The organism is Pseudoxanthomonas winnipegensis (assembly GCF_030322905.1).
Taxonomy (GTDB): Bacteria; Pseudomonadota; Gammaproteobacteria; order Xanthomonadales; family Xanthomonadaceae; genus Pseudoxanthomonas_A; species Pseudoxanthomonas_A winnipegensis.
In genome coordinates, this window is the sequence record NZ_CP095475.1 from 3,807,136 (window position 1) to 3,825,034 (window position 17,899).

The following is a 17,899-nucleotide window of genomic DNA, read 5'->3' on the forward strand; positions in this document are numbered from 1 at the left end:
CAGGCGCAGGCGGGATACATCCACCGATGGCCTGCTGCGACGCTGGCGAACGCTGAGAGGGACCCATCGCGCGCGGATGCGATCGCCCACAGAAGAGATGCGGCCGCAAGTCCGTGGCCTTCGCCGTATCGCCCATCCAACAATGCGCGCTGGCGGCCTCGGCCCGCGGTCGGGGGCCGGGGCGGGCGTTGCACGCGGGCGGCTGGCCCGGTCAGACTCGCCCCCTGCCTCTCACGGAAGATCCCATGCAGCTTCGCGCACTCCTGCTCATCGCCTGTGGCGCCCTGGCCTGCGGCGGCGCCGCGGCCCAGTCCCAGACCGACACTTCGCTGGCCGCGCTGTACCAGGCCGACCAGGCCGAACGCGGCCAAGTGCGGACCCTGACCGATCCAGTCGCGCTGAAATCCGCCGCCAAGGCGATGGCCGAGCACGACGCACAGCGCCGCGAACAGGTGCGCACGATGATCCGGGCCGGCGCGCTGCACAGCGCCGACGATTACCGCATGGCGGCTACAATCTTCCAGCACGGCCTGACCGGCGAGGACTACGCCCTGGCGCACGCGCTGGCGACGCTGGGCGCCACCCTGGCGCCGAACGATGCGCAGCTGCGCTGGCTGGCCGCGGCCACGACCGATCGCTGGCTGCTCTCGCGGCAGCCCGAGCAGTGGTACGGCACCCAGCCCGTCTGCGATGCGCGCGCAATGCCACCCACCTGCACGCTGGCGGTGCGCGAGGGCGCGGTCAGCGACCAGGAGCGCGCGGCCGCCGGCATCGCCCCGCTGGCCCAGCTGCGGGCGGAAAACGCCGCACGCGAACAGGCACTGCGCAAGCGCCTGCCCTGATCGCCCTCGCGCCGACGCGCGCGGAGCAAGGCGCGCTGCTCGAACGTGTCCGCACCCAAAGCGGTCAGCAGAGCCGCTTCGAGCCTGCTGCGTCTTCGACCTGAAAGACCTGGCAAAACCGTCGTTCCCGCGAAAGCGGGAACCCATGGACGTTAGTGCTTGGCTTCAAATCTCCTGAGTTCCCGCTCTCACGGGAACCACAGCAGGGGCGTAACGATTGGCCCAAGGCGCGAAACGTCCAGGCGGCGCGTGCCACGGCGCTCGACGCGCCTTGCCGCAACCAGCGCTCGCCGTCAGGCGACCTCAGTCGACGTCGTACAGATCCTCGCCCGCATCCGCGGCAGCCGTACCGTCGCGCCCGCGCGGCCGCGCATTGCGGTTGCCCGGCTTGCGCAGCAGTTCGACATAGAACTGCACGGCGCCGGCCGCGACATGCTGGTCGATGGCGCGGATGAGTTCGGTCAGCGGCAGCGGCTGCGCGCCCGCCTCGTCCTGGCCGAAGCGCGCATCGAAGTCCCAGATGTCCGCGCCGGCCGGCAAGGGCTTGCGGCGCTCGCGCTTGAGGTACTTGCGGATGTCGTGCTTGGCCGCCTCCAGCAGGCGCTCGGGATGCCGGCCTTCGATATCCAGGTGGTAGGTCTTGCGCATGGCGTGGTCCACGGGGGGGCCGGGCATTGTGAGGCCACCACGGGCCATTGCGCGAATGCCGCGCTTCATCGCCACCGCCCCGGCGCTCACCGGCACAGGCGCATCATGGGCGTTTTCGAACAGGAGCACGAGGCGATGAACACTTCCAGCCTGCAGGGTCTGCGCGTGCTGGTGGCCGGCGGCAGCCGCGGCATCGGCCTGGCCATCGCGCAGGGCTGCGCCGCGGCCGGCGCCCGGCTGTCGATCTGCGCGCGCGGCCAGGCGCCGCTGCAGGCCGCGGTGGCCGATCTCTCCCGGCATGGCCTGGCCGTGCACGCCCTGCCTTGCGACCTGTCCGATCCCGCGCAGATCGCGGCCTGGATCGAGGCCGCGGCCGGCGCGCTTGGCGGCATCGACGTGCTGATCAACAACGCCTCCGGCTACGGCCACGGCAGCGACGACGCCAGCTGGCAGGCCGGCTTCGACGTCGACCTGATGTCCGCCGTGCGCAGCACGCGTCTGGCCCTGCCGCATCTGCGCCGCAGCGCCTCCCCGAGCATCCTCAACATCTCCTCGATCAACGGCCAGGTGCCCACGCCACGCGCGGCCGCCTACTCCACCGCCAAGGCGGCGCTGAACTACTACACGCTGACCCTGGCCACCGAACTGGCGCGCGAGAAGATCCGCGTCAACGCCATCGCACCAGGCTCCATCGAGTTCCCCGGCGGCCTGTGGGAGCAGCGCCGCACCCAGGAGCCGGCGCTGTACGCGCGCATCCGCGAGCGCATCCCGTTCGGCGAGTTCGGTGCGGTGGAGGACATCGCCAACGCCGCCGTCTTCCTGGCCTCGCCCGCGGCGCGCTGGATCACCGGCCAGATCCTGGCCGTCGACGGCGGCCAGTCGCTGAGCGCTTAGCTACGCGTACTTATCCTTCGATCGCGCGGACGACCGCGATCAGCAACAGTCCCGCGCCTGTGATCGACAACAGTCGCGAGGCCAAAGGCATGCGCGGCACCAGGCCCTGTGCGAAGGCTTCATGAATCTGCCCCAGGCGCACGTTCAACAGCCCCCGCCGTCGATCTAGTGGGCGCTCGATCCAGAGCGACGCAGCGAAGCACGCCAGCGCAGCAGGCTGCAGCGCGCTGGTGGTCCGTACGCCCGATATGCCCAGCACCATCAATGTCCCGACCACCGCGATTGCCATCCAGAAGGCCGCCACATCGGAACCGCGCGCCAGACCCCATCGCGCGCGCCAATCTGTCATCTGCCTGCCCTTGGTCATCCTTGAGTTCCCTTGATGCGACAAGGCTCGATCCTGCCCACATGAAGTCGCCGCCAGGTGTCACTGCCGCCACGGCTTGCAACACTCACCGCCGCTCCCGATCCAACCAGCAGGCCAGCCCCTGCGCATTGAGCTCGATGTCCATCGCCAGCGCGCGTTCGATCTGCGCATCCTCGAGCGGCACCTGCGCCGCGCGGGCGCGCTGCAGGTACAGCGTCGACAGGGCCTCGAGCAGCTTCGCGTGGCGGTCGGGCTTGCCATCGGCATCGCGGCCCAGGGCCTCCATCGCATTGATCTGCTCGTACAGATCCTGCGCCAGCTTCTCGACCTCGGCGTAGCTGGAGCCGACGCGGTCGTAGTGGGTCAGATACATGCCCTGCGGCTCATAGGCGAGCATCCGCGCGATCGACTGCTTGAGCGCTTCGGGCTCGAACTGCACCGGCGAACTGGTCGGCAGGATGAAGGGCCCCTGCGGGCCGTCCAGCTCGCGATAGGACAGGCCGAAGGTGTCGCCGGTGAACCAGCACGCACTGCGCGCGTCCCAGACGCAGTAGTGATGCCGAGCGTGACCGGGTGTATCCAGACACAGCAGCGGACGACCGTTGTGGTCGACCACATGGCCGTCCTCGGCCACCACCACACGCGACTCCGGCACCGGCTGCACCTGGCCGTAGCTGCGCTCGATCTCCGCGGCGCCGTACACCGCGGTTGCGCCGACGATGATGCGCGAAGGATCGATCAGGTGCGGCGCCGCGCGCGGATGCGCGACGACCCGGGCGTTGGGCAGATGCTGCAGCAGCAGGCCGGCGCCGCCGGCGTGGTCCAGATGGATGTGCGTGACCAGCAGCCAGTCGATGTCGGCCGGCGTCAGCCCGGCCCGCGCGATCGCCTGCAGCAGCAGCGGCACCGAATGGTTGGTGCCGCAATCGACGAACGCGCCGCGCCCGTGTTCGACGATGAGATAGCACGCGTCGAAGTGGTCGCGCTGGAAGGCGGTGTCGACCGTGTGGATGCCGTGCTGGCTCATGGCGTGCGCGCCGTGTCGAGAAGGATGCGGCGATTCTAGGCAGCGCCCCGTGCACGCACGATGCGGCCTTGGTCGCAAGGTCCCAGAAAGCGCGCGCTAGGTCTGCGCCGCGGCCTCGCGCAGCGCGGCCAGCGCGGCCAGCACTTCGTCGGGGGGAACGCGTAGCTCGACATCGGCCGCCGGCAGCGCATCGGCGGAGCTCGCCTCCTTCATCGCCGCCACGCGCAGCCCCGCATCGCGCGGCGCGTCGAAGCCGCGGCTCTGCACCAGCACCTGGCCCTGCGCGTCGGAGAGCTTGAAGTAGAACTTGCCGTCGGCCTCGCGGTACTGCTTGAACACCGGCAGGGCCGCCTTCGGCGCCGTCTGCGCCTGCACCGTGCTCACCGAGGACAGGTCGCGCAGCCCGATCGCATCGCGCAGTTCGCCCAGGAACGGCTTGGCGTACTTCGCCCGCAGCCGCTGCGCGCCGTCGCGCAGGATCTCCTCGATGCGCGCCGGCTTGGCGATCAGCGTCTCGTAGCGTTCGCGCAGCGGCGCGACCTCGCGCTCGACGCGCTCGAACAGGCGCTGCTTGGCATCGCCCCAGCCGATGCCCTCGGCATAGGCCTGGGCGAAGTCGGTCGTTTCCTCGGCCGAGGCGAAGGCCTGGTAGAGCTGGAACAGCGGCGAGCCCTCGGTGTCCTTGGCCTCGCCCGGCGCGCGCGAGTCGGTGAGGATGGAGAAGATCAGCTTCTTCAGCTCGGCCGGCGGCGCGAACAGCGGGATCGTGTTGCCATAGCTCTTGCTCATCTTGCGGCCATCCAGGCCGGGCAAGGTGGCGACGTGATCGTCGATCAGCGCCTCGGGCAGGGTGAAGTACTCGCGGCCGTAGACATGGTTGAAGCGCTGGCCGAAATCGCGCGCCATCTCGATGTGCTGGATCTGGTCGCGTCCCACCGGCACCTGGTGCGCATTGAACAGCAGGATGTCGGCGGCCATCAGCACCGGGTACATGAACAGGCCCGCGGTCACGCCCGCATCCGGGTCCTCGCCGTCGGCCACGTTCTTGTCCACCGCCGCCTTGTAGGCATGGGCGCGGTTAAGGATGCCCTTGCCGGCCACGCAGGTCAGGAACCAGGTCAGCTCGGAGATCTCGGGGATGTCGCTCTGCCGGTAGAACCACACCTTGTCCGGCTCCAGCCCGGCGGCCAGCCAGGTCGCGGCGATCTCCAGCGTCGAGCGCTGCGTGCGTGCCGGGTCCTGCGCCTTGATCAGGCTGTGCAGGTCGGCCAGGAAGTAGAAGCTCTCCGTGTCGGCGGCGCGGCTGGCGGCGATGGCCGGGCGGACCGCGCCCACGTAGTTGCCCAGGTGGGGCGTGCCGGAAGTGGTGATGCCGGTCAGGACGCGGGTGCTCATGCGAAGGCGATGCGGTGGCAAGCGGGCCGTCCAGTTTACCCGCCCGCGGCCACTGCCCGGCCCAAGCGGCGGCCCGCCCGTCGCACGTGCCAACACGGCCGCAAACGACAACGGGCCCGCGAGGGGCCCGTTGCCTGATCACGCTGCGCCTGAGAAAGATCAGTGGCGCTCGTCCAGCGAACGCTCGAAGGCGTTCACTTCCTTCTGCGCGCGGTCGCGGTCCCAGCCGTAGCGCTCCTGCAGCTTGCCGGCCAGGTACTCGGCGTTGCCCTCGGCCACGTCGAACACGTCGTCGGTCAGGTCGCCCCACTTGGCCTGGGCCTTGCCTTTGAGCTGCTTCCAGTTGCCGGCGATGATGTCCTTGTTCATGCGTTCACCTCATGGTTTCAACACGGCGGGTCGATGCCGTGCGGGCAGCCTGCCCGGCGGCACGTTGCGCGCGCATGAGCCGCGCGTGGAGGGGTCGTTAGCCCACCGCGCCTGTCGCACCTGTCACCGGCGCGCACGAACAAGGAAGCCGGCTTGCGCCGGCTTCCTTGTTGAATCGTTTGAACGCTGCAGCGGGATTACTTGGTCCCGGTGCCGCCGGTCTTGTCGGCGGAATCTTCCATCTTGCTGCCGACCTTCTGGACGTCCTTGCCGGCGCCCTTGACGGTGTTGCAGGCAGCCAGCGAACCGGCGAAGAAAACGGACAGCACCAGCAGGCAGATCGTGCGCTTCATTGGGAATTCTCCGAAGTTGGTTTCCCGGCTTTCCCCTTTGGAAAACCTTGATGTGAAGGCTGCCGAGCGCCTCGTCGAAACTGCGTGAACACGCTGAACAGCGGTCAGCTTCGGTTGCACAAGGCGCCCGTTAGGCCTTGCGGGAGATGGTGCCGCTTGTCCGAATCGAACGGACGACCTACCGCTTACAAGGCGGTTGCTCTACCTGCTGAGCTAAAGCGGCGATGATGCGTCGCGGCGCATTCTAGCCGCTGGCGCGTGCGCAGTCCTGCGCCACGGCGCGCGCGGCCCCGGCCTGGCCCTGCAGCGCGGTCGCCGGCGCGCTGGCGCGCACGTCGAGCCACCACTGCACCGGGCCCTCGGGACCGACCGCCTCCATGCGCGCATCGAAGCCGGCCGCCTCCAGGTCGCGCTGGCGACGCTGGGCGGCCTCGCGCGTGCTGTAGCGGCCCAGCGCCACGCCCGAGGACGGCCCGTTGGAGATCACCATCAGGTCGTCGAAGCCGGCGGCCGTGATCCGCCGGGCCATGTCCTCGGCTGCGGCGCGATCGGCGAACGGCGCCATCACCGAGTAGGCGCGGGCCGGCTGGTTCTGGCTGCGCAGCCTGGCCGACGCGGGCGCTGGCTTGAGCCGGCCCTGGGCGGCGCGCGCCTCGGCCTCGCTGTCGAACGGACCCAGCGCCGTGCAGGCCAGCGGCGCCGGCTTGGGCGGCGGTTCCGGCGCAGGAGCAGGCGCGGGCGCCGGCTTGAGCGGCGCGACCGGCTTGGCCTGCGGGGCCGGCGGCGCGGGCACGACCGTGCTCGGCTTGGCCTCGACCAGCTGCGGCGACGGCGGCGCCTCGACCGCCGGGCGGCTGGCCGCGGCGCGACGCGCCTGGGCCAGCTGCTGCGAGGTCGGCGTCTCCAGCAAGGGCAGGCCATCGACCTGCGCGGTCGGCACCGGCGCCGGCGACGACGGCGCCATCAGCCACCACGCGGCGACGCCGAGGTTGAGGACGACCAGCAACAGGATCAGGGCACGGATCAGCATGGCGCGGGATTCTATCGGTCCGGCACGGCGGAGATCCCGGCCCACACGCCCAAGCCTTCCAGCACCAGGCTGTCGATGCGCTGCGCCTGCGGCAGCAGCGCCGCCAACGGGGCGCTGCCGCCGCCATGCAGCAGCAGCGACGGCATCTGGCCCAGGCGCTGCGCCCCCTGCGCCAGGCTGCGTTCGATCAGGGCCACGGCCGCACCGTCGCAGCCGGAGGTCAGCGCGTCGACCGTCTCGCTGGCGAACTCGTCGAACGCCCCGCCCTCGGCCGGCAGCTGCGCGGCGGCCCGGTGCAGGGCCTGCCGCATCAGCTGCGGCGACGGCGCGATGCGCCCGCCCAGGTGCGTCCCGTCGGCGGCGACCAGATCGATCGTCACCGCTGTGCCCACGCCGGCTACCAGCCATGGCCCGGCGCCGCGCGCGCGCGCGCCGAGCATGGCCAGGAAGCGGTCCACGCCCAGCCGCGCCGGTTCGGCATAGGCCACGCGCAGACCGGCCAGCTGCGCCTGGGTGCGTGCCAGCGAGACAAGCCGGAAGCGTTCCTGCAGGACCTCCAGCACGCCGGCAGTCAGGGCGGGCGCGGCGACGCTGGCCAGGCAGGCCGACGCGCCATACGCAGGCAGCTGCGCGCGCAGCTGGTCCAGCAGGGCGCCGCGTCCGTGATCCAGCGCGACCACCGTGCCGATCCGGCCGTCGGCCTGCAGCGGCGCGGCCTTGAGCCGGGTGTTGCCCAGATCGAGCAACCAGCGCTGCGGCATCGCCTCCGGACTCATGCCGCGCGCACGCTGACTTCGCCGGCATGGAAGACGCGCAGGCCCTGCGCGGTCACCACGCGCAGCGCGCCGTCCTCGGCAATGCCCTCGGCGGTGCCGACCACATCGCCCTCGTCCAGCTTCACCGTCACCGCGCGTCCGCGCAGCGCATCCAGCGCCGCATAGCGCGGCAGGAACGGCGCCAGCCCCTCGCTGTCGAACAGCGCCAGCGCCGGCAGCAGCTGCGCCAGCACCGCCGCCACCACCGCCTGGCGCGCAGGCGGCGTCGGCAGCGCGCCCGCCAGGTCGATCCAGGGCTGGTCGATCGCCTCGCCCTGCGCCTGCGGCATGCGCACGTTGAGCCCGATCCCGACCACTGCGCGGACCGGGCCGCCGGCCTCGCCGCCGCCCTCGACCAGCAGGCCGCCGAGCTTGCGCCCGTCGACCACCAGATCGTTGGGCCACTTCAGGCCCACCTGGGCCAGGCCCAGGGCGCGCAGCGCCTCGGCCACCGCCACGCCGGCCACCAGGCTCAGCCCGCCCAGCCGGGCCAGGCCGCCGCTGTAGCGCCGGGCCACCGACAGATAGATGTGCGCGGCCAGGGGCGAGGCCCAGCTGCGTCCGCGGCGGCCGCGACCGCCGGTCTGGCGCTCGGCCAGCAGCACGGCGCAACCGTGGTCCGGGCTGGTGCGGCGCAGGAGCTCGCTGTTGGTGGAATCCAGGCTCCAGGCCACCTCCAGCTGCGCGACCAGGGCGAGCGCCTGGGCCGGCAGCGCCGCGCGCAGGGCGTCGGCGTCCAGCAGTTCCAGCGGGCCCTGCAGCGCGTAGCCCTGACCGGCGCTGCCGGCGATGGCGATGCCGGCCTCGCGCAGGGCCTGGACCCGCTTCCAGATGGCGGTCCGGGTCAGCCCGGTCTCCTGCGCCAGCAGGTCGCCGGACACCGGCCCCTGCATCAGGCGCGACAGGAGCTGGCGCTCGCGCTCGGCGGACGCGGGAGACTGAACAGGGAGGGCGGTCATCAGGCCGCCATTATGGGGAGGCCCGGCGGATGCTGTCATGGCGTACAGGAAGTCAAAAGCGCGTTATGATCGGGTTTCGCCGCTGTGTGCCCCGCCCCGGAGTCTTCCGATGCTTCGCGCCTGCCTTGCCGTTGTGCTGCTGTCCTGCGTCGCCTCGCCCGTGCTGGCCCAGAACGGGCGCACTGCCGTGGCCGCGACCGCACCGGCAGCGTCGGGCAATCGCGCCGGCGAGTCCACCACTGGCGCGACGGCGGACAAGAGCAGTCCGGCGTCCGGCTATGGCCACGCCGCCGCACCGGCGACCAGCCAGGGCGGCGGTGGCGACGACGAAGGCGTGCTGCGCCTGCGCGCGCCCAAGTGGAACAGCTTCCTGCCCGGGATGTTCCGCTGATCCAGCCGCTGTTGCGCTGGCTGCGCGGCCAGCCGCCCTCCCTCGATGACGCCCTCTGGCAGCAGGCCAGCGACGGCCTGCCGTGGGTCCGTGGCCTGCAGCCGTCCCAGCGCGAGACGCTGCGCGCCCTGGCGGCGCGCTTCCTCCATCAGAAGACGATCACGGCGCTGGGCGGCCTGGAGCTGGACGAGCATGCACGCGTGCAGCTGGCCGCGCTGTGCTGCCTGCCGCTGCTGGAATTCGGCATCGGCGGGCTGCGCGGCTGGTCGCAGCTGATCGTGTATCCCGAGGCGTTCCGCGTGCAGCGCAGCCACGTCGATGCGGCCGGCGTGCTGCACGAGTGGGAAGACGAACTGGCCGGCGAATCCTGGGACAGCGGCCCGCTGATCCTGTCCTGGGCCGACGTCCAGGCCGATATCGAAGACCCGGCCGCCGGCTACTGCGTGGTCGTGCACGAGATGGCGCACAAGCTCGACGGCCTCAACGGCGTGCTCGACGGCAGCCCGCCCCTGCCCGGCAGCTGGCAGCGCGCCTGGGCCAAGGACTTCCAGCAGCACTACGACGCCCTGTGCCTGCGCGTGGACGCCGGCAAGCGCACCCGCATCGACGGCTATGCGGCCGAGTCGCCGGAGGAATTCTTCGCCGTGGTCAGCGAATATCACTTCTCCGCCCCGCAGGTCTTACGTGAGGCGATGCCGGAAGTCGCCGGACACTTGGTCAGGCTGTACGGCGCGCCGCCGGCGATGTTCTAGCGCGGCGGCGGGATTCGGGATTCGGGATTCGGGATTCGGGAATCGGGATTCGGGAATCGGGAATCGGGAATCGGGAATCGGGAATCGATCAGGAGCTTGCGGCCTCGAACTTCGCTTAGGAAGGTTGTTGCGTCGAGGGCGGTAGCACAGAAAAAACCCGTCATCCCCGCGAACGCGGGGATCCATGGACGTCCGTCCAGGTCGCGCAAGGTCCATGGGTTCCCGCTTTCGCGACGGTAGGAAGTTGCCCGCAGCTCCTGATGTCCAACTCCGGCGCCTGCTCGGCGGCGAACAAGGAGGGTCAAAGTCGAAGAAGGACGTTACTTCCCAAGCTGCCTGCACAGCTGGGGCCGACTCACAGCCCCTCAGGAAGTTTCACCTCGAACCGCGCGCCGCCCAGCTCCTGCGACCGGCTCACGGTCAACTCGCCGCGATAGCCGCGCACCAGGTCTTGCACGATGGACAGGCCGATGCCGTGGCCCTGCACGCGCTCGTCGCCGCGCACGCCGCGCTGCAGGATGTTGGCCACGTTGTCCTCGGCGATGCCCGGGCCATCGTCGTCCACCGCCAGCAGCAGACCGGCGCGACGATTGCCGGCCGAATTGATCGGCGCAACGGTCAGCAGCACGCGCGAGCGTGCCCACTTGAACGCGTTCTCCAGCAGGTTGCCCATCAGCTCCTGCAGGTCGCCCACCTCGCCGTGGAAGCGCGCGGACGGATCGATCTCGAACTCGCAGATCACGCCCTTGGCCGCGTACACCTTCTCCAGCCCGCGCACGATCTGGTCGGCGTGAGGCTCGATGTCCACCGGCGCCGAGAACAGCTTGTGGCCGGTGGAGGCCGCGCGCGCCAGCTGATAGGACACCAGATCGTTCATGCGCTTGAGCTGGACGTTGAGCTCCTCGCGCAGCGCATTGGCGTGCACCCCGTCGTCCAGCTGCGCGCGCAGCACGGCCAGCGGCGTCTTCAGGCTATGCGCCAGGTCGGCCAGCGTGTTGCGCTGGCGCTCCAGGTTCTCGCGCTCGGAATCGATGAAGGCGTTGATGCTCTCGGTCAGCGGCTCCAGCTCGCGCGGATGGTGCTCGGTCATGCCCTTGGCTTCGCCGCGCTGGACCCGCTTGAGCTCGTTGATCACGCGCTGCAGCGGGCGCAGGCTCCAGTTGAGGATCAGCCCCTGCAGCAGCAGCAGCACCACACCCGCGCTGCCCAGATAGACCCACAGCGCATGACGGAAGGTCTGCAGCTGCGAGTCGAGCACCTGCGTGTCTTCGAGCACGTAGATCGAATAGGAAAACTCGCTCTTGGGTCCGCGCGCGGCCCACACCGTGCCCAGGCCGAAGCGATAGATCGCGCCGTCGCGCCCGTCCAGCTGGACCATGTCCAGCGGGCCTTCGAAGACCTTGTCGTTGGGCTTGAGCATCTTGCCCTGCGGCAGATACGGGCCCAGGGTCGAATCCGACCCCCAGCCGGCCTCCGGATTGGGCAGCACGATCTGCGCGTACAGCCCGCTGCCGGGCTGGCCGAAGCGCGGGTCGATCACCGTCGCCGCATCCGATGGATTGATCAGCGACCCGTCGCGGGCGAAGTCCACCTTGTTGGCGAACGAGTACGCATAGCCTTCCAGCCGCCGCTGCAGGTTGTCCTCGGCCGTGGTGACGAAGGCGCGGTCCAGCGCCACGCCGGCCAGCGCGAGAAACGCCACTAGGCCCACGCTGGCGGCCAGCAGCTGGCGCGCCCGCAGCGAGCGCGGGCGCCACCGGACGATGCGTTCGCGCCCTGCCGCCGGGGCCTGCGCGGAAGGCGCGGCCCCGGGCATCAGCCCTCGTTGCGCGGGATGGCGAAGCGGTAGCCGCGGCCGCGCACGGTTTCGATCGGCTTGAGCGCGCCGTCGGGATCGAGCTTCTTGCGCAGGCGGCCGATGAAGACCTCCAGCACGTTGGAGTCGCGGTCGAAGTCCTGCTGGTAGATGTGCTCGGTCAGGTCGGCCTTCGAGACCAGCTCGCCGGCGTGCATCATCAGATACTCGAGGACCTTGTACTCGTAGCTGGTCAGATCGACATTGCTGCCGTTGACGCTGACCGTCTGCGCGGCCAGATCCAGCGCGACCGGACCGCACTCCAGCGTGGGCTTGCTCCAGCCGGCGGCGCGGCGCAGCAGCGCGTTGACGCGGGCGAGCAGCTCCTCGACGTGGAAGGGCTTGACCAAGTAGTCGTCGGCGCCCTGCTTGAGGCCCTCGACCTTGTCCTGCCAGCTCGAACGCGCGGTCAGGATCAGCACCGGGAACTTCTTGCCCTCGTCGCGCAGCGCCTTAATCAACTCCATGCCCGACATCTTGGGCAGGCCCAGGTCGATGATGCCCACGTCGAAGGGCACCTCGCGGCCCATGTACAGGCCTTCCTCGCCGTCCTGCGCCGCATCGACGGCAAAGCCTTCGCGCTTCAGGCGAGCGGCCAGGGTTTCACGCAGCGGAGCTTCGTCTTCGACCAGCAGAATGCGCATGGAGTCTTCCTAACTGAAATGGGGACGTTGCTGAGTATCGGGTGGCAAGCTGAACGGCTCACCATGCCGTTCAGCTTACGGGCGAGGGGGGTTAGGCCCGCGTGGACGCATCGGCGGGAAGTCGCCCCGTCCCGGGCCCGGATCGCCGCGACGCGTCTCGCGCCGGCTCATCGAATCGCTGTCCATGTAGCGCACGCGCCCGTCCTGATCCATCACCTTGACCCGCATGATGTCGCGGCCGTCGAACTGCACGCGCTCGGCGCCCAACACGCGCCCGCCGCTCTCGGCCTGGGCACGGCGCACCGCGTCGGCCGCATCCAGGCGACCACCCGGGCCGCGCTGGGGGACCGGGGCGATGCCGGGATCGACCTGCGCCCAGGCCGCAGACGTCGCGCCGAGCAGGAGCGCGGCGGTTAAAAGGACATCTAGAGCGCGTGAGCTGGTCATAACGGAATCGTAACGGCTATTCGCGCGGTGGGATGAACCGCGACCGACACTCCGGTGGCGAGGAAGGGGCCAGTCTTGGGGCGCCGCGGTGAATCCGTTCTGAATTTTCTGAACGGGGATGCGGACTCGTTCAGGCGCCGGGCCGGCTTAGAAAAGCTCGCCCACACAGCATCTTAGCGAGCCGCCAGCGGCCTCGATGGCGGGCAGCGGCACGGACCTTAGCTCCAGGCCAGCCGCCGCCATCGCCGCCAGCGTCGCCGGGCGCAGCGCCCGGTGCGCGGTGCGGCTCATCCACACCGAATCGGGCCTCAGGCTGATCGCATTGCCGGCGAAGGCCTGCTGCTCGGCCGCATCCAGCCCGATCACATGCGGACCGTACAGCGCCTGCAGCACCGCCAGCAGCGGTGCCGGATCGGCGAAGCCGGCGGGGCTGACCAGCGCGGCGCGGCCGGCCAGCAGCGCCAGGACCACGTTGGTGTGGTACTCGCCCGGCGCCAGGTCGACCAGCAGCGTGGCCCGCAGGCCGAAGGCGGCGTGCATCAGCGCCGCGCCCTGCGCGTCGCAGCGTTCGGACAGCCCGCAGATGGCCAGGCCGCGCGCGCGGTCGATCACCAGCGATCCGGTCAGCTCGCACGGATGCGGCTGGGTCGAGAGGTCCTCCAGCGCATAACCGAGCACGTCGGTGAAGAAGGCCCGGATATCGCCGCGCGCGGCCTCGCGCTGGCGCACCGGATGGCGCATGCGTCCGACGATCGCGCGGCCCGGCACGGTGGCGAAGACGTTGTTGGGAAACAGCGCATCGGGCGTGGCCGCGTCGCCGGCGAAGGCGATCACCGGCAGCTGCGCCGACAGCGCCTGATGCAGGGTGCGGTGTTCGGCCAGTGCCGCGGCCGCGTCGAAGCCCTCGCTCGCCATGTAGACATTGTCGCGGGCCGATTCCTCCGCACGGGCAAAGCCATCGGGCGACACCAGGAAAACGCCCCTCGCCGTGGCGGTGCCCCAGTCCGGCGCGAGCGTGCGCGCCAGAGCGAGGAAGGCCTGTGGATCGCGCGTGATCACCGGCGCACCGGCCTCAGGCGGCGGCGGTCAGCGGGGCGCCGGTGGCGGCCAGCGCGCGTTCGACCAGCGACCAGTCCGCGCCCGGGCGATGCGCGCCTTCGCTCAGGATCTGGCGGAACTGGCGCCCGCCCGGCTGGCCGGCGTACAGGCCCAGCACGTGGCGGGTGATGTGCTTGAGCGCGACACCGCGCGCCAGCGCCGCCTCGACGTAAGGGCGCAGTGCGCGCAGCAGCTCCTCGCGCGGGCGCACCTGCATACCGGCCAGCTGCGCATCGGCGCGATGCAGCAGGTAGGGATCGTGATAGGCCGCGCGGCCCAGCATCACCGCATCGACCTGCGTCAGGTGCGTGGCGATCGCCTCCAGGTCGGCGATGCCGCCATTGAGCGAGATCGTCAGCTGCGGACGCTCACGCTTGAGCCGGTAGGCCCACTCGTAGCGCAGCGGCGGGATCTCGCGGTTCTCCTTGGGCGACAGGCCATCGAGCCAGGCCTTGCGCGCGTGCACGATGAAGGTATCGCAGCCGGTCGCGGCGACCGTGTCGATGAAGCCGGCGAAGTGCGCGTAGTCCTCCAGCTCGTCCACGCCCAGCCGGCACTTGACCGTGACCGGGATGGACACCGCCGTGCGCATGGCGGCGATGCACTCGGCCACCAGCGCCGGCTCCTTCATCAGGCAGGCGCCGAATCGCCCGGCCTGCACCCGGTCGGAGGGACAGCCGACATTGAGGTTGACCTCGTCGTAGCCGTAGTCCTGCCCGATGCGCGCAGCCGCGGCCATCCGCTCGGGCTCGCTGCCGCCCAGCTGCAGCGCCACCGGATGCTCGGAGGCGTCATGGCCGAGCAGCCGCTCCCGATCGCCCTGCAGCACCGCATTGGCATGGACCATCTCGGTATAGAGCAAGGCGCCCGGCGCCAGCACCCGATGGAACGCCCGGCAATGGCGGTCGGTCCAGTCCATCATGGGCGCTACGGACAGGCGCGGATCCCGCGGCTTCTGATTTTCTAGTGCTTCATCGGACATGTCGACCACTTGAATTCCCGCTACTACAGCGTTCTGACTCGGTTCCCCGCGCCGCTGTTCCCTGGTGCATATCCGAGGCTGCGCGGCCAAGCTGCTTTCGCGCTGACGCCCGACGGCAAGGATGTCTAAACCGAGCGACGCATAAGCGCTTGCGCTGCGTCGCGGCGCTCCGATTTTACGCTGCTGGCCGGTACGGTTCGATTTTTGCCAGCGTCTCGGCCAGCGCGTCGCGCGCCACGGCCGCGTCGTGGTCCATCTGCAGGCCCAACCAGAACCCGACAGAGGTGCCGAAGTAGCGCGACAGGCGCAGGGCGGTATCCGCGGTCACGCCGCGATTGCCGCCGACGATCTCGCCGATGCGCCGCTGCGGCACGCCGATGGCCTTGGCCAAACGGTACTGGGTGATGCCCATGGGCTCGAGAAACTCGTGTAGCAGGATCTCGCCGGGCTTGGGATAAGCGATGGTGCGCATGGCGCCTCCTTTTAGTGATAGTCGACGATTTCGACGTTCGCCGGACCGGTCGGGGTCCAGACGAAGCACACCCGGTACTGGTCGTTGATGCGGATGCTGTGCTGGCCGCGACGATCGCCCTGTAAAGCCTCCAGCCGGTTGGCGGGAGGAATACGCAGGTCATCCAGCACCGCTGCCGCGTTGAGCATTGCCAGCTTGCGCATCGCGACCACTTCAACGTTGATCCAGCGCCGCACGCGCCGGCCTTCGAAAAGGTGCTGGGTGTGCTTGTCGGCGAAGGACTGGATGGCCACATCGCTATAGTAACGAAACTCGTTACTAACGCAAGTCGTTACTCCGTGGCCGAGGCTACGAGGATGGCCAGTTGCCAAGCCGTCGTGTTCGCTCAGTCCAGCGGCCGGGCCCAGTGGGCGTAGCTGGTGCGCAGCAGGGTGCGCACGGTGCGGTAGGGGATCGGCTTGCCCTTGCCGGTCAGGCGCTGGGCGACGCCCTGCCAGCCGTCGCTGTCGTCCTGGGTGCGGGCGCGCACCACGGTGCGGCAGGGCTGGGCCAGCGCCTTGGCCAGGGCGCAGGCGTAGTACACGTCGCCGGGCGCCCAGTTCGGCTGCTGCCCCAGTGCGACGACGTAGGCACGCGGCGCATCCAGGTAGCGCGCGATCTCGTCGACGAAGGCGTCGGGATAGCGCGGCGCGTAGGCGCCCAGGTCGCGCAGCCGCGCGTCGATCCAAGCATCGCCGGTGTCCGGGGCGTAGGCCGGCGTCGACGGGGGCGCGGCCTGCTGCGCCATCGCAGGCATGGCCGGCACCGCCAGCAGGGCCGCCGCGCAGGCCAGCGCGCGCCAGCTCATGGCGCTTCGAGGCCGGACTCGATCCGGGCCAGCGCGCCGGGCAGTTCGCGCGCGTCCTGCACCTGGAGCAGGCGCGGGGTGTTCTCGGCCAGGTCGTGCTCGGCCTCGTGCGCCCAGGTCACGTGATACGGCATGTGGATGCCCCAACCGCCCAGGCCCACCACCGGCGCGATGTCCGAGCGCAGCGAGTTGCCGATCATGGCGAAGCGCTCGGGCCGCACGTCCAGTTCGTCGAGCACGCGCTGGTAGGTGGGCGTGTCCTTCTCCGAGACCACCTCGATGCGGTGGAACAGGTCCGACAGCCCGCACTTGACGATCTTGGCTTCCTGATGGAACAGGTCGCCCTTGGTGATCAGCACGATGCGGTGGCGCGCGGCGATGGCTTCCACGGCCGGGCGAATGCCGTCGATCAGTTCCACCGGATGATCCAGCGTGGCCCGGCCGATGGCGATGATGTCCTGCACGTGCTGGGTGCTGATGCGCTGTGCGGTCAGCTCGATGGCCGCCTCGATCATCGACAGGGTCATGCCTTTGACGCCATAGCCGAACACGCGCAGATTGCGCCGCTCGACCGCCAGCAGATGCTGCTGGGTGCGGCGGTCGCCCAGGTCGATGTAGTGGCCGATGATCTGCTCGAACGCCGCCTCGGCCGCGCGGTAGTAGTCCTCGCTCTTCCACAGCGTGTCGTCGCCGTCGAAGCCGACCCAGTCGATCCGTGGCATGGCCACTCCTGTGAGAAGTGAGCTGCACAGGATAGCGATGCCCAAGCAAAACGGGCGACCCGCAAGGGTCGCCCGTTCTGTTCGCCTGGGCCCGGCCGACGAGATGCCGGCCGGACTTGCGGTCGCCTGGGATCAGGCAGCCGGCTTGCTCTCCGGCGGCGTGGTCGTCTCGGCCGGGGCGGTGGTCTCGGCGGGCATGGTGGTCTCGGCCGGAGCCGAAGTCTCGGCCGGGGCGGTCGACTCGACCGGCGGGGTGGTGGTCTCGGCCGGGGCGGTGGATTCGACCGGAGTCGAGGCCGCCGGGGCGGTTTCGTCGGCCTTCGGCCCGCAGGCGGTCAGGGCGAGGGTGGCGGCCAGGGCGGCCGAGGCCAGCAGCGTGTTGCGGATCTTCATCAGAAAACTCCTTGGGTGCGGGACGCCGTGCGCGGATACCGCGCGGACGCGAGGGGGTGGGCAGAACAGGTAAGGTGCGACCAGGCACCCGTGAAGGCGGCGCCTCTCGCGCATGAAACGCCGTCTTCACGCCGCGGTCAAGCGGAAAACGCGACGGCGTGCGGATTCTCGCCCGGCAGGACCTGAGCGATGGGGTCCGCTTGTCGGCCGGGAGCCGGTTCGCCGGCGCCGGGCCCGTAGTGCTGGGTCACGAAGGCTTTGTACTCGTCCAGCGACACGGCGCCGTCGGCATTGGCGTCGACCTGGTCGAACACCTGCGACAGTCCGGCGTTGCCGGCCGCCTCGGCCTTGCTGATGGAGCCATCATGGTTGGCATCCAGATCGTCCCAACGCTGCTGGCGCTGGTCGGGTGCCGCAGATGCGGCGGCGGCCGGCGCCAGTGTCGGCTGCTGCGACTGCGCCAATGCAGGCGCGACCAGGACGCTGCTGGACAGCAGCACCAGCGGGAACGCGTTGAATCGAAGACGCTTCATGCACGGGCACCTCTTCTGCATCGGAGACATGCGCCGTAGCACGACGCACAGTGCACACCCTGCG

24 protein-coding genes and 1 tRNA gene are annotated in these 17,899 nt (G+C 70.1%); 4 read left to right on the top strand and 21 right to left on the bottom strand.

What is annotated here, in order from left to right; genetic code table 11:
* The first annotated feature begins 245 nt into the window (after window positions 1-245).
* On the top strand, window positions 246-842 hold the full coding sequence (locus tag MWN52_RS16745; RefSeq protein WP_286575594.1) for a hypothetical protein: 597 nt from the start codon (window positions 246-248) through the stop codon (window positions 840-842).
* 303 nt (window positions 843-1,145) lie between these two features.
* On the opposite strand, the gene MWN52_RS16750 is transcribed toward MWN52_RS16745, so the two are convergent.
* Complete coding sequence (locus MWN52_RS16750) at window positions 1,146-1,490, bottom strand: DUF6172 family protein (protein WP_286577779.1); 345 nt, start codon at window positions 1,488-1,490, stop codon at window positions 1,146-1,148.
* A 135-nt stretch (window positions 1,491-1,625) separates the two neighbouring features.
* Here MWN52_RS16750 and MWN52_RS16755 point away from each other — a divergent pair, with 135 nt between their 5' ends.
* The gene (locus MWN52_RS16755; RefSeq protein ID WP_286575595.1) at window positions 1,626-2,384 is read left to right on the top strand and encodes an SDR family NAD(P)-dependent oxidoreductase; all 759 of its coding nucleotides are present in this window, start codon (window positions 1,626-1,628) and stop codon (window positions 2,382-2,384) included.
* A 10-nt stretch (window positions 2,385-2,394) separates the two neighbouring features.
* Here MWN52_RS16755 and MWN52_RS16760 read toward each other — a convergent pair whose 3' ends face one another.
* The 9 genes from MWN52_RS16760 to birA all read right to left on the bottom strand — a co-directional run bounded on the left by MWN52_RS16760 (window position 2,395) and on the right by birA (window position 8,699).
* Entirely contained in the window at window positions 2,395-2,751 is a 357-nt protein-coding gene (locus MWN52_RS16760) for a hypothetical protein (RefSeq protein ID WP_286575596.1), read from the bottom strand.
* Window positions 2,752-2,836: 85 nt separating this feature from the next.
* On the bottom strand, window positions 2,837-3,778 hold the full coding sequence (locus tag MWN52_RS16765) for an MBL fold metallo-hydrolase (protein ID WP_286575597.1): 942 nt from the start codon (window positions 3,776-3,778) through the stop codon (window positions 2,837-2,839).
* A gap of 96 nt (window positions 3,779-3,874) precedes the next feature.
* A complete protein-coding gene (locus MWN52_RS16770; protein ID WP_286575598.1) occupies window positions 3,875-5,173 on the bottom strand; it encodes a tryptophan--tRNA ligase in 1,299 nt (432 codons plus the stop codon).
* A gap of 159 nt (window positions 5,174-5,332) precedes the next feature.
* Entirely contained in the window at window positions 5,333-5,542 is a 210-nt protein-coding gene (locus MWN52_RS16775) for a CsbD family protein (protein ID WP_130516345.1), read from the bottom strand.
* 197 nt (window positions 5,543-5,739) lie between these two features.
* Window positions 5,740-5,895 (bottom strand): entericidin A/B family lipoprotein, encoded by a 156-nt coding sequence (locus MWN52_RS16780; protein ID WP_130516342.1) that lies wholly within the window; start codon window positions 5,893-5,895, stop codon window positions 5,740-5,742.
* Window positions 5,896-6,042: 147 nt separating this feature from the next.
* Window positions 6,043-6,118, bottom strand: a tRNA-Thr gene (locus tag MWN52_RS16785).
* A gap of 21 nt (window positions 6,119-6,139) precedes the next feature.
* The gene (locus tag MWN52_RS16790; RefSeq protein WP_286575599.1) at window positions 6,140-6,925 is read right to left on the bottom strand and encodes an SPOR domain-containing protein; all 786 of its coding nucleotides are present in this window, start codon (window positions 6,923-6,925) and stop codon (window positions 6,140-6,142) included.
* 11 nt (window positions 6,926-6,936) lie between these two features.
* On the bottom strand, window positions 6,937-7,701 hold the full coding sequence (locus MWN52_RS16795; RefSeq protein WP_286575600.1) for a type III pantothenate kinase: 765 nt from the start codon (window positions 7,699-7,701) through the stop codon (window positions 6,937-6,939).
* A complete protein-coding gene (gene birA, locus MWN52_RS16800) occupies window positions 7,698-8,699 on the bottom strand; it encodes a bifunctional biotin--[acetyl-CoA-carboxylase] ligase/biotin operon repressor BirA (protein WP_286575601.1) in 1,002 nt (333 codons plus the stop codon). Before birA ends, MWN52_RS16795 begins: the two co-directional genes overlap by 4 nt.
* Before the next feature lie 109 nt (window positions 8,700-8,808).
* Here birA and MWN52_RS16805 point away from each other — a divergent pair, with 109 nt between their 5' ends.
* Entirely contained in the window at window positions 8,809-9,090 is a 282-nt protein-coding gene (locus MWN52_RS16805; protein ID WP_130516336.1) for a hypothetical protein, read from the top strand.
* Entirely contained in the window at window positions 9,057-9,842 is a 786-nt protein-coding gene (locus MWN52_RS16810) for a M90 family metallopeptidase (protein ID WP_286575602.1), read from the top strand. Before MWN52_RS16805 ends, MWN52_RS16810 begins: the two co-directional genes overlap by 34 nt.
* 355 nt (window positions 9,843-10,197) lie before the next feature.
* On the opposite strand, the gene MWN52_RS16815 is transcribed toward MWN52_RS16810, so the two are convergent.
* From MWN52_RS16815 to MWN52_RS16865, 11 genes are all read right to left on the bottom strand, one after another.
* Window positions 10,198-11,658 carry an ATP-binding protein gene (locus tag MWN52_RS16815; RefSeq protein ID WP_130525069.1) on the bottom strand — a complete coding sequence of 487 codons (1,461 nt, stop codon included), beginning with the start codon at window positions 11,656-11,658 and terminating at the stop codon, window positions 10,198-10,200.
* Window positions 11,658-12,341, bottom strand: a complete 684-nt coding sequence (locus MWN52_RS16820) for a response regulator transcription factor (RefSeq protein ID WP_130516330.1) — start codon at window positions 12,339-12,341, stop codon at window positions 11,658-11,660. Before MWN52_RS16820 ends, MWN52_RS16815 begins: the two co-directional genes overlap by 1 nt.
* A 75-nt stretch (window positions 12,342-12,416) precedes the next feature.
* Window positions 12,417-12,788, bottom strand: a complete 372-nt coding sequence (locus MWN52_RS16825) for a PepSY domain-containing protein (protein WP_286575603.1) — start codon at window positions 12,786-12,788, stop codon at window positions 12,417-12,419.
* A 147-nt stretch (window positions 12,789-12,935) separates the two neighbouring features.
* Window positions 12,936-13,847 carry an arginine deiminase-related protein gene (locus tag MWN52_RS16830; RefSeq protein ID WP_286575604.1) on the bottom strand — a complete coding sequence of 304 codons (912 nt, stop codon included), beginning with the start codon at window positions 13,845-13,847 and terminating at the stop codon, window positions 12,936-12,938.
* A 13-nt stretch (window positions 13,848-13,860) separates the two neighbouring features.
* Window positions 13,861-14,808, bottom strand: coding sequence for a tRNA dihydrouridine(20/20a) synthase DusA (gene dusA, locus MWN52_RS16835; protein WP_425608049.1), 948 nt, complete (start codon window positions 14,806-14,808; stop codon window positions 13,861-13,863).
* Between the two features lie 235 nt (window positions 14,809-15,043).
* On the bottom strand, window positions 15,044-15,340 hold the full coding sequence (locus tag MWN52_RS16840; protein WP_130525087.1) for a HigA family addiction module antitoxin: 297 nt from the start codon (window positions 15,338-15,340) through the stop codon (window positions 15,044-15,046).
* Window positions 15,341-15,351: 11 nt separating this feature from the next.
* The gene (locus MWN52_RS16845; protein WP_286575606.1) at window positions 15,352-15,633 is read right to left on the bottom strand and encodes a type II toxin-antitoxin system RelE/ParE family toxin; all 282 of its coding nucleotides are present in this window, start codon (window positions 15,631-15,633) and stop codon (window positions 15,352-15,354) included.
* Window positions 15,634-15,725: 92 nt separating this feature from the next.
* Window positions 15,726-16,187, bottom strand: coding sequence for a hypothetical protein (locus tag MWN52_RS16850; RefSeq protein ID WP_286575607.1), 462 nt, complete (start codon window positions 16,185-16,187; stop codon window positions 15,726-15,728).
* Entirely contained in the window at window positions 16,184-16,909 is a 726-nt protein-coding gene (locus tag MWN52_RS16855) for an HAD family hydrolase (RefSeq protein WP_130516316.1), read from the bottom strand. The genes MWN52_RS16850 and MWN52_RS16855 overlap by 4 nt, the downstream gene beginning before the upstream one ends.
* A gap of 132 nt (window positions 16,910-17,041) precedes the next feature.
* Entirely contained in the window at window positions 17,042-17,302 is a 261-nt protein-coding gene (locus MWN52_RS16860) for a hypothetical protein (protein WP_130516314.1), read from the bottom strand.
* A gap of 137 nt (window positions 17,303-17,439) precedes the next feature.
* Complete coding sequence (locus tag MWN52_RS16865) at window positions 17,440-17,835, bottom strand: EF-hand domain-containing protein (protein ID WP_286575608.1); 396 nt, start codon at window positions 17,833-17,835, stop codon at window positions 17,440-17,442.
* Window positions 17,836-17,899 lie beyond the last annotated feature (64 nt).

What these genes read in the sequence shown, in the direction of transcription:
- MWN52_RS16755 (WP_286575595.1), top strand. Translation starts at nt 1,626, where the DNA reads ATGAACACTTCCAGCCTGCAGGGTCTGCGCGTGCTGGTGGCCGGCGGC.
- dusA (WP_425608049.1), bottom strand. Translation starts at nt 14,808, where the DNA reads ATGATGGACTGGACCGACCGCCATTGCCGGGCGTTCCATCGGGTGCTG.
- MWN52_RS16840 (WP_130525087.1), bottom strand. Translation starts at nt 15,340, where the DNA reads ATGCGCACCATCGCTTATCCCAAGCCCGGCGAGATCCTGCTACACGAG.
- MWN52_RS16795 (WP_286575600.1), bottom strand. Translation starts at nt 7,701, where the DNA reads ATGAGTCCGGAGGCGATGCCGCAGCGCTGGTTGCTCGATCTGGGCAAC.
- MWN52_RS16820 (WP_130516330.1), bottom strand. Translation starts at nt 12,341, where the DNA reads ATGCGCATTCTGCTGGTCGAAGACGAAGCTCCGCTGCGTGAAACCCTG.
- MWN52_RS16855 (WP_130516316.1), bottom strand. Translation starts at nt 16,909, where the DNA reads ATGCCACGGATCGACTGGGTCGGCTTCGACGGCGACGACACGCTGTGG.
- MWN52_RS16805 (WP_130516336.1), top strand. Translation starts at nt 8,809, where the DNA reads ATGCTTCGCGCCTGCCTTGCCGTTGTGCTGCTGTCCTGCGTCGCCTCG.
- MWN52_RS16860 (WP_130516314.1), bottom strand. Translation starts at nt 17,302, where the DNA reads ATGAAGATCCGCAACACGCTGCTGGCCTCGGCCGCCCTGGCCGCCACC.
- MWN52_RS16775 (WP_130516345.1), bottom strand. Translation starts at nt 5,542, where the DNA reads ATGAACAAGGACATCATCGCCGGCAACTGGAAGCAGCTCAAAGGCAAG.
- MWN52_RS16750 (WP_286577779.1), bottom strand. Translation starts at nt 1,490, where the DNA reads ATGCGCAAGACCTACCACCTGGATATCGAAGGCCGGCATCCCGAGCGC.
- MWN52_RS16825 (WP_286575603.1), bottom strand. Translation starts at nt 12,788, where the DNA reads ATGACCAGCTCACGCGCTCTAGATGTCCTTTTAACCGCCGCGCTCCTG.
- MWN52_RS16790 (WP_286575599.1), bottom strand. Translation starts at nt 6,925, where the DNA reads ATGCTGATCCGTGCCCTGATCCTGTTGCTGGTCGTCCTCAACCTCGGC.
- MWN52_RS16850 (WP_286575607.1), bottom strand. Translation starts at nt 16,187, where the DNA reads ATGAGCTGGCGCGCGCTGGCCTGCGCGGCGGCCCTGCTGGCGGTGCCG.
- MWN52_RS16770 (WP_286575598.1), bottom strand. Translation starts at nt 5,173, where the DNA reads ATGAGCACCCGCGTCCTGACCGGCATCACCACTTCCGGCACGCCCCAC.
- MWN52_RS16780 (WP_130516342.1), bottom strand. Translation starts at nt 5,895, where the DNA reads ATGAAGCGCACGATCTGCCTGCTGGTGCTGTCCGTTTTCTTCGCCGGT.
- MWN52_RS16765 (WP_286575597.1), bottom strand. Translation starts at nt 3,778, where the DNA reads ATGAGCCAGCACGGCATCCACACGGTCGACACCGCCTTCCAGCGCGAC.
- MWN52_RS16815 (WP_130525069.1), bottom strand. Translation starts at nt 11,658, where the DNA reads ATGCCCGGGGCCGCGCCTTCCGCGCAGGCCCCGGCGGCAGGGCGCGAA.
- MWN52_RS16760 (WP_286575596.1), bottom strand. Translation starts at nt 2,751, where the DNA reads ATGACCAAGGGCAGGCAGATGACAGATTGGCGCGCGCGATGGGGTCTG.
- MWN52_RS16865 (WP_286575608.1), bottom strand. Translation starts at nt 17,835, where the DNA reads ATGAAGCGTCTTCGATTCAACGCGTTCCCGCTGGTGCTGCTGTCCAGC.
- birA (WP_286575601.1), bottom strand. Translation starts at nt 8,699, where the DNA reads ATGACCGCCCTCCCTGTTCAGTCTCCCGCGTCCGCCGAGCGCGAGCGC.
- MWN52_RS16745 (WP_286575594.1), top strand. Translation starts at nt 246, where the DNA reads ATGCAGCTTCGCGCACTCCTGCTCATCGCCTGTGGCGCCCTGGCCTGC.